At 71.4% G+C, this 14010-nt stretch carries 16 protein-coding genes; 10 read left to right on the top strand and 6 right to left on the bottom strand.

From position 1 onward, the window contains the following. Positions 1 to 358: 358 nt before the first annotated feature. Complete coding sequence (gene mce / locus AQJ54_RS04720) at positions 359 to 799, bottom strand: methylmalonyl-CoA epimerase (protein WP_020136539.1); 441 nt, start codon at positions 797 to 799, stop codon at positions 359 to 361. Between the two features lie 148 nt (positions 800 to 947). Between mce and AQJ54_RS04725 the strand changes: the two genes are divergently transcribed. From AQJ54_RS04725 to AQJ54_RS04735, 3 genes are all read left to right on the top strand, one after another. Next, a complete protein-coding gene (locus tag AQJ54_RS04725; protein ID WP_062234113.1) occupies positions 948 to 2150 on the top strand; it encodes an acetyl-CoA C-acetyltransferase in 1203 nt (400 codons plus the stop codon). Positions 2151 to 2184: 34 nt separating this feature from the next. Beyond that, the gene (meaB, locus tag AQJ54_RS04730) at positions 2185 to 3141 is read left to right on the top strand and encodes a methylmalonyl Co-A mutase-associated GTPase MeaB (protein ID WP_062234116.1); all 957 of its coding nucleotides are present in this window, start codon (positions 2185 to 2187) and stop codon (positions 3139 to 3141) included. 124 nt (positions 3142 to 3265) lie between these two features. Continuing rightward, the gene (locus AQJ54_RS04735) at positions 3266 to 4489 is read left to right on the top strand and encodes an MFS transporter (RefSeq protein ID WP_063806394.1); all 1224 of its coding nucleotides are present in this window, start codon (positions 3266 to 3268) and stop codon (positions 4487 to 4489) included. 7 nt (positions 4490 to 4496) lie between these two features. Here AQJ54_RS04735 and AQJ54_RS04740 read toward each other — a convergent pair whose 3' ends face one another. After that, the gene (locus AQJ54_RS04740; protein WP_062234119.1) at positions 4497 to 5123 is read right to left on the bottom strand and encodes a PepSY domain-containing protein; all 627 of its coding nucleotides are present in this window, start codon (positions 5121 to 5123) and stop codon (positions 4497 to 4499) included. 126 nt (positions 5124 to 5249) lie between these two features. On the opposite strand from AQJ54_RS04740, the gene AQJ54_RS04745 reads away from it, so the two are divergent. Together AQJ54_RS04745 and AQJ54_RS04750 are read left to right on the top strand one after the other, a co-directional pair. Next, positions 5250 to 5918, top strand: coding sequence for a response regulator transcription factor (locus tag AQJ54_RS04745; protein WP_062027045.1), 669 nt, complete (start codon positions 5250 to 5252; stop codon positions 5916 to 5918). Further along, entirely contained in the window at positions 5915 to 7309 is a 1395-nt protein-coding gene (locus AQJ54_RS04750; RefSeq protein WP_062234122.1) for a sensor histidine kinase, read from the top strand. Before AQJ54_RS04745 ends, AQJ54_RS04750 begins: the two co-directional genes overlap by 4 nt. A 69-nt stretch (positions 7310 to 7378) precedes the next feature. Here the strand turns inward: AQJ54_RS04750 and AQJ54_RS04755 are convergent, their stop codons facing one another. From AQJ54_RS04755 to AQJ54_RS04770, 4 genes are all read right to left on the bottom strand, one after another. Continuing rightward, positions 7379 to 7855 (bottom strand): MarR family winged helix-turn-helix transcriptional regulator, encoded by a 477-nt coding sequence (locus AQJ54_RS04755; protein WP_030320250.1) that lies wholly within the window; start codon positions 7853 to 7855, stop codon positions 7379 to 7381. Between the two features lie 92 nt (positions 7856 to 7947). Next, positions 7948 to 8745, bottom strand: coding sequence for an AIM24 family protein (locus AQJ54_RS04760; RefSeq protein ID WP_062027042.1), 798 nt, complete (start codon positions 8743 to 8745; stop codon positions 7948 to 7950). Next, a complete protein-coding gene (locus tag AQJ54_RS04765) occupies positions 8742 to 9392 on the bottom strand; it encodes an AIM24 family protein (protein WP_020136530.1) in 651 nt (216 codons plus the stop codon). The genes AQJ54_RS04760 and AQJ54_RS04765 overlap by 4 nt, the downstream gene beginning before the upstream one ends. Position 9393: 1 nt before the next feature. Then, complete coding sequence (locus tag AQJ54_RS04770; RefSeq protein ID WP_043217583.1) at positions 9394 to 10026, bottom strand: AIM24 family protein; 633 nt, start codon at positions 10024 to 10026, stop codon at positions 9394 to 9396. A gap of 826 nt (positions 10027 to 10852) precedes the next feature. Here AQJ54_RS04770 and AQJ54_RS04775 point away from each other — a divergent pair. From AQJ54_RS04775 to AQJ54_RS04795, 5 genes are all read left to right on the top strand, one after another. Beyond that, a complete protein-coding gene (locus AQJ54_RS04775; RefSeq protein ID WP_020136528.1) occupies positions 10853 to 11197 on the top strand; it encodes a DUF3817 domain-containing protein in 345 nt (114 codons plus the stop codon). Then, positions 11194 to 11487, top strand: a complete 294-nt coding sequence (locus AQJ54_RS04780; RefSeq protein ID WP_020136527.1) for an MTH1187 family thiamine-binding protein — start codon at positions 11194 to 11196, stop codon at positions 11485 to 11487. The genes AQJ54_RS04775 and AQJ54_RS04780 overlap by 4 nt, the downstream gene beginning before the upstream one ends. A 141-nt stretch (positions 11488 to 11628) precedes the next feature. Next, positions 11629 to 12381, top strand: coding sequence for a hypothetical protein (locus AQJ54_RS04785; protein WP_062234125.1), 753 nt, complete (start codon positions 11629 to 11631; stop codon positions 12379 to 12381). After that, a complete protein-coding gene (locus tag AQJ54_RS04790; protein ID WP_062234128.1) occupies positions 12378 to 13058 on the top strand; it encodes a DUF4166 domain-containing protein in 681 nt (226 codons plus the stop codon). Before AQJ54_RS04785 ends, AQJ54_RS04790 begins: the two co-directional genes overlap by 4 nt. Next, on the top strand, positions 13055 to 13705 hold the full coding sequence (locus AQJ54_RS04795; RefSeq protein WP_062234132.1) for a TetR/AcrR family transcriptional regulator: 651 nt from the start codon (positions 13055 to 13057) through the stop codon (positions 13703 to 13705). The genes AQJ54_RS04790 and AQJ54_RS04795 overlap by 4 nt, the downstream gene beginning before the upstream one ends. Positions 13706 to 14010 lie beyond the last annotated feature (305 nt).

The following is a 14010-nucleotide window of genomic DNA, read 5'->3' on the forward strand; positions in this document are numbered from 1 at the left end:
GTCGCAAGTCTTTCCGAACGAGCCCTGTCCATCCGCCGAACGGGGCCCCCGGGGAATGGTGTCAGATCAACGGCGGAGCATGGGCTGCCGCCCGCTGCTCGTCCCCCGAAACCCGGACCCCGGAGGTCCCGGCGTCAGAGGTGGCGTCGTCCGCCCGAAGGGCGGGCCGTGCGGTGTCCGGTGCCTGCGATCACAGAGCGCCGGAAGGTCCTCGTGGCGGAACCACCAGGGCCTTTCGGCAACGCGGCGAGCGTGTGTGCCGGGCCTTGCACGGCAGGCGCCACCTCTGACGCCGAGACCGGGCCACCCCCTTCCGGGAGTGACCGCCCCCAACCCTACCGGCCCATATGTACGAGGGTCAGTGCTCAGGTGACTCAACAGGCGCCGAAGTGACCAGTTCTGTCAGTACGCCATGGCAATCCTTGGGGTGCAGGAAGGTGATCCGTGACCCCATGGAGCCGCGTCGCGGCTCCTCGTACAGAACGCGTACGCCCTTGTCCTTGATGTCGGCGGCCTCGGCGTCGACGTCCGCCGTACCGAAAGCGATGTGGTGGACACCCTCGCCGTTCTTGTCCAGCCACTTCGCGACGGTGGAGTCGGGGCGGGTCGGCTCCAGGAGTTGCAGGTAGGAGGCTCCGCCGTCCGAGGTCTCGTTGATCTTGAGCATGGCCTCGCGCACGCCCTGCTCCTCGTTGACCTCGGAGTGGAACACCTCGAAGCCGTACGTGGCCCGGTAGAACTCGACGGTCTTGTCGAGGTCGAAGCAGGCGATCCCGATGTGGTCGATTCGCGTCAGCATGTAGTCAGTGCAGCGCTCGCGAAACGGTTACGCAACGTGCGCGCGATCACACCGACGGCGCGATGACGGCACGGAGTGCCACTCAGTACATTCGAAGTAAACCCTCGTTCACTCCTCGGCAGTGCAGCCGGTAAGGGGATCGCAGCTCATGTCTGGATCGAACAGCACGACCTCGGTGATCGTCGCGGGCGCCCGTACGCCCATGGGACGACTGCTGGGCTCGCTGAAGTCCTTCTCGGGAGCCGACCTCGGCGGCTTCGCGATCAAGGCCGCCCTCGACCGTGCGGGGATCGGCGGCGACCAGGTGCAGTACGTCATCATGGGCCAGGTCCTCCAGGCCGGCGCGGGCCAGATCCCGGCCCGCCAGGCCGCCGTCAAGGCCGGCATCCCGATGAACGTCCCGGCGCTCACCATCAACAAGGTGTGTCTCTCCGGCCTCGACGCCATCGCGCTGGCCGACCAGCTGATCCGCGCCGGCGAGTTCGACGTGATCGTCGCCGGCGGCCAGGAGTCCATGACCAACGCCCCCCACCTGCTGCCCAAGTCCCGCGAGGGCTTCAAGTACGGCGCGATCGAGATGCTCGACGCCATGGCGTACGACGGCCTCACCGACGCCTTCGAGAACATCGCCATGGGCGAGTCCACCGAGAAGCACAACACCCGCCTCGGCATCCTGCGCCCCGAGCAGGACGAGTTCTCCGCCCTGTCCCACCAGCGGGCCGCCGCCGCCCAGAAGAACGGCGTCTTCGAGGCCGAGATCACCCCGGTCGAGATCCCGCAGCGCAAGGGCGAGCCGGTCGTCTTCAGCAAGGACGAGGGCATCCGCGGCGACACCACCGCCGAGTCCCTGGGCAAGCTGCGCCCCGCCTTCACCAGGGACGGCACCATCACCGCCGGCTCCGCCTCGCAGATCTCCGACGGTGCCGCGGCCGTCGTCGTGATGAGCAAGGCCAAGGCCCAGGAGCTGGGCCTCGAGTGGATCGCCGAGATCGGCGCCCACGGCAATGTGGCGGGCCCGGACAACTCCCTCCAGTCCCAGCCGTCCAACGCGATCCTGCACGCCCTCAAGAAGGAGGGCCTGGAGGTCTCCGACCTCGACCTCATCGAGATCAACGAGGCGTTCGCGGCCGTCGCCGTCCAGTCGATGAAGGACCTCGGCGTGTCCACCGAAAAGGTGAACGTGAACGGCGGCGCGATCGCCCTGGGCCACCCCATCGGGATGTCCGGCGCCCGTCTCGTGCTGCACCTGGCCCTGGAGCTCAAGCGGCGCGGCGGCGGCGTCGGCGCGGCCGCCCTGTGCGGCGGCGGCGGTCAGGGTGACGCGATGGTCGTGCGGGTACCCAAGGCCTGAGTTCCCGTACGTCGTCGGTGTGAACGGAGCTGTGATGCAGGACGTCTCCTCGCTGGTCGCCCTGGCCAGGGAAGGCAGGCCGCGGGCCGTGGCCCGGCTGATCTCCCTCGTGGAGGGGGCGTCCCCGCAGCTGAGGGAGGTCATGCAGACCCTGGCCCCGCTCACCGGCAACGCGTACGTGGTCGGCCTCACCGGCTCGCCCGGCGTCGGCAAGTCGACGTCCACCTCGGCCCTGGTGACCGCGTACCGCAAGCAGGACAGGCGGGTCGGCGTCCTGGCCGTCGACCCGTCGTCCCCCTTCTCCGGCGGGGCCCTGCTCGGCGACCGGGTCCGCATGTCGGAGCACGCCTCCGACCCCGGCGTCTACATCCGCTCCATGGCCACCCGCGGCCACCTCGGCGGCCTCGCCTGGTCCGCCCCGCAGGCCATCCGGGTCCTGGACGCGGCGGGCTGCGACGTGATCCTGGTCGAGACGGTCGGCGTGGGCCAGTCGGAGGTCGAGATCGCCTCGCAGGCCGACACCTCCGTGGTGCTGCTCGCGCCCGGCATGGGCGACGGCATCCAGGCCGCCAAGGCCGGAATCCTGGAGATCGGCGACGTCTACGTCGTCAACAAGGCCGACCGCGACGGCGCCGACGCCACCGCCCGCGAGCTCAACCACATGCTGGGCCTCGGCGAGTCCCGCAGGCCCGGCGACTGGCGCCCGCCGATCGTCAAGACCGTCGCCTCCCGCGGTGAGGGCGTCGACGAGGTCGTGGAGGCCCTGGAGAAGCACCGCGCGTGGATGGAGGAGCACGGTGTCCTCGCCGAGCGCCGGCGCGCCCGTGCCGCCCACGAGGTCGAGGCGATCGCCCTCACCGCCCTGCGCGAGCGCATCGGCGACCTGCGCGGCGACCGGCGCCTGGACGCCCTCGCGGAGCGGATCGTGGCCGGACTGCTCGACCCCTACCGGGCGGCCGACGAACTCGTGAACGGCCTGACCCAGGGCTGACGCACTGATACGTTGACCGACATGTTCCTCCTCCTGGCGTAGCGGCCGCCCCGAGCCACGGTCCGAGCACACCGTTCCCGTGGCTCCTCGGTGTCCCCGCCCACGCCTCCTTCGAGGAACCACCATGTCTGCCTCCTACGGGCGCGTCCTGCGCCTTCCGCATGCCCGCCGCACCTTCGCCGCCGCCCTGCTCGGCAGGCTGTCGTACGGCGTCGTCCCGCTGTCCGTGATGCTCTCCGTGCTCCGGGCCTCGGGCTCCTACGCGGTCGCCGGTGCCGTGATGGCGCTCTTCGGCGCCACCGTCGTCCTCCTGGCACCCGCACGCGCCGCGCTCGTCGACCGCTACGGGCCGCACCGGGCGCTCGTGCCCCTGCCGGCCGCCCACCTCGCCCTGCTGGGGACGCTCACGGTCGCCCTCTGGCGTCCCGGCGCGCCACCCGTCCTCCTGGGCGCCCTCGCCGCCCTCGCCGGGGCCTGCGCCCCGCCGCTCGGCCCCACCATGCGGGCCGTGTGGTCGCGCCTGGCCCAGGAGGACAAGGCACTGCTCCAACGGGCGTACAGCCTCGACGGGGTGGCCGAGGAACTGCTCTTCGTCTCGGGTCCGCTGCTGGTCGGCGTCCTCGTCGCAGTCGCCCCGCCGACCGCCGGGATCCTCTTCGGGGCGGCCCTGATGCTGGTGGGCACGGCCGGGTTCGTGCGGTCGCCCGCGGTACGGGCGGTGCCGGCGGCCGGTCCCGTCACCGTACGGCGGGACCGGGGCGGCCGTCGGGTACTGCGCCGGGTCGGCCGTCCCGTGGCCGCAGCCGCGTCCGTGGGGCTCGCGATCGGGGTGCTGGACCTGCTCGTCGTGGTCTTCGCCGAACGGCACGGGCACGGCGGGGCGAGCGTCGCCTGGGTCCTGGCCGCGCTGTCCGCCGGCAGCGCGGTCGGCGGCATGCTGAACGGGGCGGTGAACTGGCGGGCCCCCGCACGCACCCGGCTGGCCGCACTGACCCTGTGCCTCGGCCTGGCCCTGCTCGGCGCAGGGTGCGCCCCCGGCCTCGGCACGCTGGCCCTGTTCGTCTCGGGCGCCGGGTTCTTCGTGTCGCCGGCTCTCACCACCGCGTACCTCATCGCCGACGAGGCCGTCGCCCCGGAGGCCCGTACGCGGGCCGGGGCCTGGGTCAACACGGCGGTCAACGCCGGGAGCACGGGCGGGACGGCCCTGGCCGGGGCCCTCGCGGGGCGGCTGCCGGTGGCCGTGTGCTTCGCGGTGACGGGCGGGGTGGTCGCCGTGGCGGCGGGCCTGGTCATGGCGCAGGGCGCCCGGGTCAGGGGCGCCCTGCGCGAGGAGGTGGCTGTGCGGTGACGGCGGGTCAGTCCTCGTCGCGGTCCTGGGTGACCCGGCCCGCGTCGAGGGCGACCTTCCACTCGCCGTGCTTGCCGTCCTTGACGGTCTCCGCGGACCAGGCGACGGCGCCGTTGTCGTCGTCGAGGCCGACCTCGGTGACCGTGCCCTTCGCGGCGGCGGCCAGCGCGGCCTCGCGGGCGTCGGTCGACGCGCCCTTCACGGCGGCGAGTTCGGCGCGGTCGTCGCTGTCCTTGTCGTCGTCCGCGTCGCGCTGGGCGCCGAGGACCTTGCCGGAGTCGGGCGCGATCCGCACGTCGTGCTCGGAGCCGTCGCCCCGGACGACGGTCACCTCCCATGCGCCGGCGCCGTCGTCCTCGAAGTCGGCGGCCAGGGCGGTGCCCGGGGTGTGCTTCAGGGCGGCGGCGATCGCCTCGGCCGCGGTGACGCTCCCGCGGGGGGCCGCCGTACGGTCGTCGTCCGCGGAGTCGCCGGTCGCCGACTCGTCGTCACGGTCCGCTGCCGCCCGGGCGTTCGTGTCGGCCTGGCGCTGCGTCGCCGTCGCCTCGTCGTCCCCCGCGTCGAAGGCCGCGACGGTGCCGCCCGCGGCGAGCGCGGCGGCGGTGAGGGTGGCGATGACGATGTTGCGCTTCATGAGGGTTCCTCCCGAGCGGATCGGCTTCGTTCGCTTTTCGACGACAACCACGCTGCCGGACCCACGCTGAAGCAGACCTGAAGCCTCCTGAAGGCGTCTTCAGGTTCGCTTTGCCACCCTGTACGCATGCGCCTGCTGATCGTCGAGGACGAGAAACGACTCGCCGTGTCCCTCGCCAAGGGCCTCACCGCCGAGGGCTACGCCGTCGACGTCGTCCACGACGGCCGGGAGGGACTGCACCGGGCGACCGAGGGGTCGTACGACCTGGTGATCCTCGACATCATGCTGCCCGGCCTCAACGGCTACCGGGTCTGTGCCGCCCTGCGCGCGGCCGGCCACGAGGTGCCGATCCTGATGCTCACCGCCAAGGACGGCGAGTACGACGAGGCGGAGGGCCTGGACACCGGCGCCGACGACTACCTGACCAAGCCCTTCTCCTACGTCGTCCTCGTGGCCCGCATCAAGGCCCTGCTGCGGCGGCGCGGAAACGGGTCCGGGGCGTCCCCGGTGCTCGAACTCGGCGGTCTGCGCATCGACACCGCCGCCCGCCGCGTCCTCCTCGACGGCACCGAAGTGACCCTCACCGCCAAGGAGTTCTCCGTCCTCGAACAGCTCGCGGTGCGGGCCGGCGAGGTGGTCTCCAAGGCGCAGATCCTGGAGCACGTCTGGGACTTCGCGTACGACGGCGACCCCAACATCGTCGAGGTGTACGTCAGCACCCTGCGCCGGAAGCTGGACGCGGGGCTGATCCGCACGGTCCGGGGCGCCGGGTACCGGCTGGAGGCCGGCCGGTGAGGCGGCTGTTCGGGTCGGTCCGGGCGCGCGCGACCCTCGGGGCGACCCTGGTGGTGGCCGTGGCGCTGGTCGCGGCCGGGGCGTCGGTCCTGCTGTCCCTGCGGTCCGACCTGATCGACCGGGCGGGCACCCAGGCCGAGCGGACCGCCCGGAACGTGGCCGCCCACCTCGCCGCCGGGACGGCGTACGACGATCTGAAGCTGGACGACGAGGAAGAGCCCGTGCAGGTGGTCGACGCCCACGGCACGCTGGTCGCGGCGAGCGAGAACCTGGAGCGCATCAGCGGCACCGGTACCGGCGAGGTGAAGCCGGCACCGCAGCAGGGCACCGGTTCCGGCGACGAGGACGACGACTCCGCCCTCGAACCCGGGGAGATCGCCGACGAGGTCGCCTTCAGCGACGGCTCGGCCACCATCGACGGCGAGTCCGCCGACTACCGCTTCGCCGCCCTGGAGGTCGACGTCCAGGACAAGGGCCGGCTCACGGTGTACGCGGGCGCCTCCCTGGACGCCGAGCAGGGGGCCGTGGACACCGCGCAGACCGTGATGCTGATCGGCTTCCCGCTGCTGCTCGGGGTCGTCGCCGCCGTGACCTGGCTGGTCACCCGGCGGGCGCTGCGACCGGTCGAGGGCATCCGGGCCGAGATGGCAGCGATCACCGCCTCGGAGGACCTCGCCCGCCGGGTGCCGGTGCCGGACACCCACGACGAGGTGGCCCGGCTCGCCCGCACCACCAACGAGACACTGGCCGCGCTGGAGACCTCCGTGGAGCGGCAGCGCCGGTTCGTCGCCGACGCCTCGCACGAACTGCGCAGCCCCATCGCCTCGCTGCGGACCCAGCTGGAGGTCGCCGCCGCCCATCCCGAGCTGCTGGATGTGGACGGGGCGGTCGAGGACACGGTGCGCCTGCAGCGGCTGGCCGCGGATCTGCTGCTGCTGGCCCGGCTGGACGCGGGGGAGCGGCGCGGTGACGCCCGGGTCGACCTCGGCGAGCTGGCCGTCCGGTGCGCGCGGGGGCGGGACGGGGTCACGGTCGAGGCCCCGGCCGTGGAAGTGACCGGGTCCCGGGGGCAGTTGGAGCGGGTCCTCGGGAACCTGCTCGACAACGCGCAGCGGCATGCGCGGGCGGCCGTCGCGGTGACCGTGCGGCGGGACGGGGGGTGGGCGGTCGTATCGGTCGCCGACGACGGGAGCGGGGTGCCCGCGGCGGACCGGGAGCGGGTGTTCGAGCGGTTCGTGCGGCTCGACGAGGCTCGGGCCCGGGACGACGGGGGTGCGGGGCTGGGGCTGGCCATCGCGCGGGATGTGGCGGTGCGGCACGGGGGGACCTTGACGGTCCGCGACGCGCCGGCAGGCGGGGCCCTGTTCGAGCTCCGCCTGCCGGTCGGGTGACGCCTATGGGGTGCCTCGCTGTGCCGTTCGGCGTCTGTCTCGCGGTCGGGCGGGGCTGGTCCTCGGGGCCTACGGGCGGCCCCGGTGACCCCTCAGGTGCTCCGCCACCGGCTTGAGCGCCTTGCTCAGTTCCGCCAGTGACTCGTCGGTCTGAAGGTCGATGAAGTGCCGCCGCACGGACGCCACATGATGGGGCGCGACCTTCTTCATCGTCTCCATGCCGTGCTCGGTCAGGACCGCGTACAGACCGCGGCGGTCGGACTCGCAGTTCTCGCGCCGGACCAGGTCCGCGTTCTCCATGCGGGTGATCTGGTGCGAGAGCCGGCTCTTGGACTGGAGGGTGGCGGAGGCGAGGTCGCTCATCCGCATCCGTACGCCCTCCGACTCGGAGAGATTGACCAGGATCTCGTAGTCGTTCATCGTCAGGCCGAACGGCTGGAGGTCCCTTTCGAGCTGATACGTCAACAGCCTGTTGACCTCCAGGTGGGTGCGCCAGGCGCACTGCTCCGCATCGGTCAGCCAGCGGGTGGCCGTCTCGGTCTCCATGAATGAAGTCTACCTAAAAGGTTGAAAGGCGAACTAATGAGGGTCATGTGACGGTGCGCACACGTTCGATGTCACACTCCGCAGACTACCGCTCACAGCCCGAAGCGACGCTGGAGGTCACCCAGCTGTCCGGGAAGGCGCGGTACCCCCGGCTGCTGTGGATGCCCTGTGGGTGCGCCGTAGCCGCCGGGTACCCCGGGCTCGTTCGGCACCACCCCGGTGGCCTGCTCGGCCATCAGGACCTCCGTCGACTGGAGCAGCACGGTGCCGGCCCCCACGAACTCGAACTGGTGCTCCTCCCCGGAGGCCCCGCCGAGGCCCGTCATCGCACGTAGACCGCCCATCACGCCGGTCATGTAGCCGTGGTCGTAGTGGTGGCACGGGGAGGGGCAGTCGGCCCAGCCCACAAGCGCTTGCGGGTCCACCCGGATCGGGGGCTCCATGAACACCACCGGACCGTTGGACGCGGCCACGAACTTTCCGGTTCCGATGAGGGTCAGGAAGCCCGGCACGATCGACTGCTTCAGCGCGAGACTTGGCTGAAAAGCAAGCAGATTGCCGGAGCGAATGGTCAGGTTGCCGTCTTCGAGGTCGTACGAATTGACGTCGAAGGCCCGGTCGGCGAGGAGCATCTTGCCCGAGCCCTGGGCCACGACCCAGTCGCTCGCGTGCAGAGGCGAATGGAACGACGTACGGACCAGACCGTCGAGACGGCCGTGTCCGATGCCGTTGAAGTCCATCTGGCCGTAGTAGGCGATCATCTTCCCCTTCTGCAGGAACCACTGGCTCCCCTTGAGCTCCACGCAGAAGGTGTAGTTGTTGACGTTGTCGTCCGACGGCAGCGTCATCGGGTCGTACACGGTGGGTCCCGTGCCCGGGTAGTGACTCACAGCTTCTCCTCCGAGGCCTGGACGTACACCGCGCCGTGTCCGCTGAGCTCCAGCTGGAAGGCCTCGCCGGAACCGCGGCCCACCATGTCGCGCCAGCCGAGCGCCGTCGACAGCTTGTTGCGTACGTCGCCGTGGTGGGCGACGTACGCCTGCGGGTCGACGTGGACGGGCCGCTGAGGGGTGATCGGGACCTCGAAGACACCGCCGTGGGCCATGACCGCCACCGAGCCGTGGCCCTTGAGCGTGGTCGTGAAGAGGCCCTGGCCGCTGATCTGGCCGCGCACCATGCCCATCACGCCGCCCTGCGAGCCCATGAACATCGTGCCCTGCTGGAGGGTGCCCTCGAAGGCGAGCAGCCGGTCCGCCTCGACGTACAGGGTGTCACCGGTGAGGTTGATGACCGTGACGTGGTGGCCGCCGTGCCCGAAGAGCACGGTGCCGCTGCCCTCCACGGTCATCAGGGGCGTGTCCTCGTTGGCCACCCGGCGGCCGATCATCGACATGATGCCGCCCTGGCCGCCCTGGATGTTGGGCGTGAAGGACACCTCCCCCTTGTACGCCAGCATCGCGCCGCGCTGGCTGAACAGACGCTGGCCCGGCATGACGGTCGCCTCGACCATCTTGGAGTTGATCTCACGGAAGGGCATGTCACACATCCCCGGCGATCGTGTTGCGCTCGCTGGGCTGGACGTACACCAGGCCGTCGCCCTCGAAGCGGATCTGGAAGGCCTCGCCGCCGCCCTCGCCCATGAACGTCCTGAAGGTCACGCCGGACTGGAAGGACTGGTTGAGGTTGCCCTGGTGGGCGATGTAGGCGCCGGGGTCCACGGTCAGCGGGTACTGGTGGCTGACGCGCAGCACGACGGCCGGGCCGTCGGACATGATCGCGGCCTGGCCGTGGCCCTCCACGGTCGTGGTGAACAGTCCGTTGCCCTGGCTCGCGCCGCGCAGGCCGGTGAAGCTGGTGCCGGTCCTGAGGCCGGCGTCGGTCGCGAGCAGGTTGCTCGACTCCACGAACAGTTTGTCCCCCTGGAGACTCACTAGGTTGATCTCCGAGGCACGGTCCGCGAACCAGCAGGTTCCGTGCCCCGACACCTCCATCACGGTCATCTGCTCGCCGGTGATGCGCCGGGTGACCATGCCCCGGAGTCCTTCGCCACCGCCGCTCAGTTTCTTGAACGCCATCTGGCCGTCGTACGCGACCATCGAGCCGTTCTTCGCCTTCACGGCGTCGCCGGTCATGTCTACGGCCAGCACTTTGCTGCCTTGGAGTCGAAACATCGCCACGGGGTGAAGGTAGCCGGAGGAAAGGCCTTGCCGACAGATCCTGTTTGGGTGCGGGTTCGGTGGGGGCGGGCGTTTTTGCGCAGTTCCCCGCGCCCCTGGATGCCTGCGGCGGCCTCTTGCTGTCCGGTGAGGGCGTGCGTAGCGCGTTCCGTCCGGTGGGTGGGTCGGTGCCGGGGTGGGGGGTATCCGTCCTCGGTCCGGCGGCTCGGTCTCTCGGTCAGTTCTCGGTTCCGGACGCCGGCCGCTGCGGGCGGACACCCCCCACCCCGTCCCCTGCGCGCCGTCAGCGTCTGCACGAGCGTCCACATGACCGACTTAGGGGCGCGGGGAACTGCGCGACCAGCCACGACGGACCTGCACCCGCCGAACAACCGAACCCGGTACCCCCCTAGGCGCCCGGCCCAAGCCCAGCGCAGCGGGGGCGCGGGGAACTGCGCGACCAGCCACGATGGACCTCTAGCCGCCTGACGACCGCACTGGCACTCCCCTAGGCGCCCCGCCGAAGCCGAGCACAGCGGGGACGCGCGGAACTCCGCGACACGCACAACGCACCCGCAGTCGCCCTACGACCGCACCCGGCACCCCCGTGCGCGCCCGGCCCGCGCGCAGGAGCAGCTGGTCCAGGAAGGCGAGGAGTGTGAGAAGCGCCACCAGGCCAGGCAGGGTCATGAAGAAAACGAACTGCACAGGCGCTCCCCGGGGGCTTGGACCACTGACCCCCCACCCTGGCGGCACAGAACCGTTTGCCACAATGGGCGAACGCTTGTGCGTTCGTTCACAAACGGCCAGACCGCCGACGTACTCCCACCGAAGGTGACCCGTGGACCTCAAGACAGCTTCCGCCATCCGACGCCTCCGCCTGGTCTCCGCTCCCGAGGCGGTCTCCTTCCTGCTCCTGCTCGTCTGCTCGGTGCTGAAGCGGACCACGGACTTCAACGCCGTGCCGGTGATGGGCATGGTCCACGGCGTCCTGTTCATCATCTATCTGATCTTCTGGCTGGACGCCTGGTTCCGCGCCAAGTGGTCCGCGAAGACCGGCATCTGGTACTTCGTCCTCTCCGTGCTGCCCACGGGCGGCTTCTTCGCCGAGCGCAAGCTCAAGCGCGAGTCCGAGGACGCCGTCATCGCCTCCCGCGCCCGCAAGGAAGGAATCGTGAACGCATGATCGTCGCCTTTTCCGTGACCCCGCTCGGGGTCGGCGAGGACGTGGGGGAGTACGTCGCCGACGCGGTGCGGGTCGTCCGTGAGTCGGGGCTGCCGAACCGGACCGACGCCATGTTCACCTCGATCGAGGGGGACTGGGACGAGGTGATGGACGTCGTCAAGCGTGCCGTCGCCGCCGTGGAGGCGCGGGCGCCGCGGGTGTCCCTCGTCCTCAAGGCGGACATCCGGCCCGGCGTGACGGACGGTCTGACGTCCAAGGTGGAGACCGTCGAGCGGCATCTCGCCGACTGACGTCCCGTACCCGTGAACCCCGGCCCGCGCGGGCCGGGGTTTTCTTGTGCCTCGTGATTGAGCGACCGCTCAAAAGGGTGTACCTTCCTGTCCCGAGTGTTTGAGCGATCGCTCAAACAACGAGCTCACCTGGGGGAATCAATGGGGCTCTACATCGAGGCCCGCATCCGCGCCGATCTCGACGACCTCTGGACCCGTACGCAGGACCCGTCCCAGCACCAGCGCTGGGACCTCCGCTTCACCCGGATCCACTACCTCCCGCGCGCCGAGGGCGAGCCGCAGCGCTTCCGGTACGCCACGCGCGTGCTGCCCGGTCTCACCGTCGCCGGCACCGGCGTCTCCGCCGGTGAGCGCGAACGCCCCGACGGCACCCGCACCTCCGCTCTGCGGTTCTCCTCCCCGCACCCGCTCTCGCTGCTCGCGGAGGGCAGCGGCTACTGGCGCTACATACCGGACTCCGAGGGCGTCACCTTCCTCACCGGCTACGACTACCGCCCGCGCTGGGGCCGCCTGGGCAAGGTCGCCGACCGGCTGCTCTTCCGCCCCCTGATCGGCTGGGCGACGGCCTGGTCCTTCGACCGGCTGCGCCTGTGGCTGGAGCGCGGGATCACCCCTGAGCGGGCGCTGCGCAACTGGCTGGCCGAACTCCTCGTACGCGCCCTCGTCGTCACCGTCGGCTGCACCGGCCTAGGACAGGAACGATTCCTCCGGCTCTTCGGCCCCCTGGCCGCGTCCCTGGCGTACGTATGGCCGCTGCTGCTCGCCGTCGCGATCTCGCTGGCCCTGTTCATGTCACCGCTGCCCGGCACTCCCGCGGCCCGCCGCTGTCTGCGTCAACCGCCCGCACGCGTGCGTGCCCCCCGTGTCCTGCGCACCCTGGAGACCCCGCGATGACCTCGATGTTCCGCACGGTGATGGCCGCCGACTTCGACCGCCTCCACCCGCAACTCCGGCGCCGCTTCTCGGTCGGCCTGGCGAGCGGTGAGGCCTGCACCGGCCGGGGCGTGATGGACCGCGTCTGGCACGGCGGGGCCTTCGTGAAGCCGTTCCTCGCGCTCGGTGCGACCCGCAACATCCTGGTGCCCCGACCCGGCCGGCACGTCCCCTTCGTCATCGAGAACGTCCCCTACGTGGACACCTACGGCCGTGAGACGGTGAGCTTCGTGCGCACCTTCCACCTGCCGGGACGCCCCCGCCGCTTCGACGCCCAGATGGTGCTGAGCCCGAAGGGCGACCGCATCCTCGACTACCTCGGCACCCACCAGCACCTCGCCAGCGAGCTCCACTTCCACGCCGAGCCCGACGGCTCGCTCCTGATCCGCTCCGGGGAACACCGGTTCCGGGAGGGCGTCGTGGACGTGCGGGTGCCCGAGCTGATCGGCGCCACGGCGGAGGTCAGGGAGTCGTACGACGACGAGGCGGGCCGCTTCCGTATCCGCGTCCAGGTAGTCAACCGCCGCTTCGGCCCGCTCTTCGGCTACGAGGGCTCCTTCCAGGCGACCTACACCGACGTGGCGTCCCACGGGGTCCGCCCTGGCCTGCGCCCCGTGCGTGAGGAGGCGCGCGCGTGAGCCCGGAGAGCGCGAAGGCCCTGGAGACCAAGACCAAACTCCTCGAAGGCGCCCTGCGGACCCTCACCGAGCAGGGCATCGCCAAGACGTCCGCCCGCACGGTCGCCGCGGCCGCGGGGGTCAACCAGGCCCTGGTCTTCTACCACTTCGGCTCGGTCGACGAACTCCTCGCGGCCGCCTGCCACTACGGTGCGGAGCGCACCGTGGCCCGCTACCGCGAGCGTCTCGCCGCGGTGACCTCGCTGTCGGAACTCCTGGTGGTGGGACGGCAGGTCCACGAGGAGGAGCGGGCGGGGGGCCACGTCGCCCTCCTCGGCCAACTCCTGGCCGGCGCCCAGACCCACGCGACCCTCGGCCCGGCCACGGCGGCCGGCCTGCGGCTGTGGATCACCGAGATCGAGCACGTCCTCACCCGCCTCCTCGCGGCGACGCCTTTCGGCGAGTTCACCGACCCCGCGGGGCTGGCCCGGGCCGTAGCGGCGTCCTTCGTGGGCATCGAGCTGTACGAGGGGGTCGACGCCCCTGGCGCCACGGCCGCGCTGGACGCCCTGGAGCAACTGGGCGCGCTGGTCGCTGCGCTGGAGGCGTTGGGGCCGGTGGCTCAGCGCGCGGTCCGCCACCACCTCCGCAGGACGAGCCAGCGGTAGGGGGCCTACGGGGGTGCCGGGTGCGGTTGCATGGCGGCTTGCGGTCCGTCGTGGCTGGTCGCGCAGTTCCCCGCGCCCCCGCTGCGCTGGGCTTGGGCCGGGCGCCTACGAAGGTGCCGGGTTCGGTTGTTCGGCGAGTGCGGCCCGGTGGGGGCTGGTCGCGCAGTTCCCCGCGCCCCTAGGGAGTTGCAGTCCACCTGCGCCACGACGAGCCGTTGGCCGCCGCGCCCGCCCCATCGAACCGTTCGCCGCGTACGGCGCGAAGGGGACGGGGTGGGGGGTGTCCGCCCGCAGCGGCCGGCGTC

The organism is Streptomyces griseorubiginosus (assembly GCF_001514195.1).
In the GTDB taxonomy this organism is placed as follows: Bacteria; Actinomycetota; Actinomycetes; order Streptomycetales; family Streptomycetaceae; genus Streptomyces; species Streptomyces griseorubiginosus.

Excerpts from the sequence above, each read along its gene's own strand:
- mce (WP_020136539.1), bottom strand. The coding sequence starts at position 799 with ATGCTGACGCGAATCGACCACATCGGGATCGCCTGCTTCGACCTCGAC.
- AQJ54_RS04725 (WP_062234113.1), top strand. The coding sequence starts at position 948 with ATGTCTGGATCGAACAGCACGACCTCGGTGATCGTCGCGGGCGCCCGT.
- meaB (WP_062234116.1), top strand. The coding sequence starts at position 2,185 with ATGCAGGACGTCTCCTCGCTGGTCGCCCTGGCCAGGGAAGGCAGGCCG.
- AQJ54_RS04735 (WP_063806394.1), top strand. The coding sequence starts at position 3,266 with ATGTCTGCCTCCTACGGGCGCGTCCTGCGCCTTCCGCATGCCCGCCGC.
- AQJ54_RS04740 (WP_062234119.1), bottom strand. The coding sequence starts at position 5,123 with ATGAAGCGCAACATCGTCATCGCCACCCTCACCGCCGCCGCGCTCGCC.
- AQJ54_RS04745 (WP_062027045.1), top strand. The coding sequence starts at position 5,250 with ATGCGCCTGCTGATCGTCGAGGACGAGAAACGACTCGCCGTGTCCCTC.
- AQJ54_RS04755 (WP_030320250.1), bottom strand. The coding sequence starts at position 7,855 with ATGGAGACCGAGACGGCCACCCGCTGGCTGACCGATGCGGAGCAGTGC.
- AQJ54_RS04765 (WP_020136530.1), bottom strand. The coding sequence starts at position 9,392 with ATGCCCTTCCGTGAGATCAACTCCAAGATGGTCGAGGCGACCGTCATG.
- AQJ54_RS04770 (WP_043217583.1), bottom strand. The coding sequence starts at position 10,026 with ATGTTTCGACTCCAAGGCAGCAAAGTGCTGGCCGTAGACATGACCGGC.
- AQJ54_RS04780 (WP_020136527.1), top strand. The coding sequence starts at position 11,194 with ATGATCGTCGCCTTTTCCGTGACCCCGCTCGGGGTCGGCGAGGACGTG.
- AQJ54_RS04785 (WP_062234125.1), top strand. The coding sequence starts at position 11,629 with ATGGGGCTCTACATCGAGGCCCGCATCCGCGCCGATCTCGACGACCTC.
- AQJ54_RS04790 (WP_062234128.1), top strand. The coding sequence starts at position 12,378 with ATGACCTCGATGTTCCGCACGGTGATGGCCGCCGACTTCGACCGCCTC.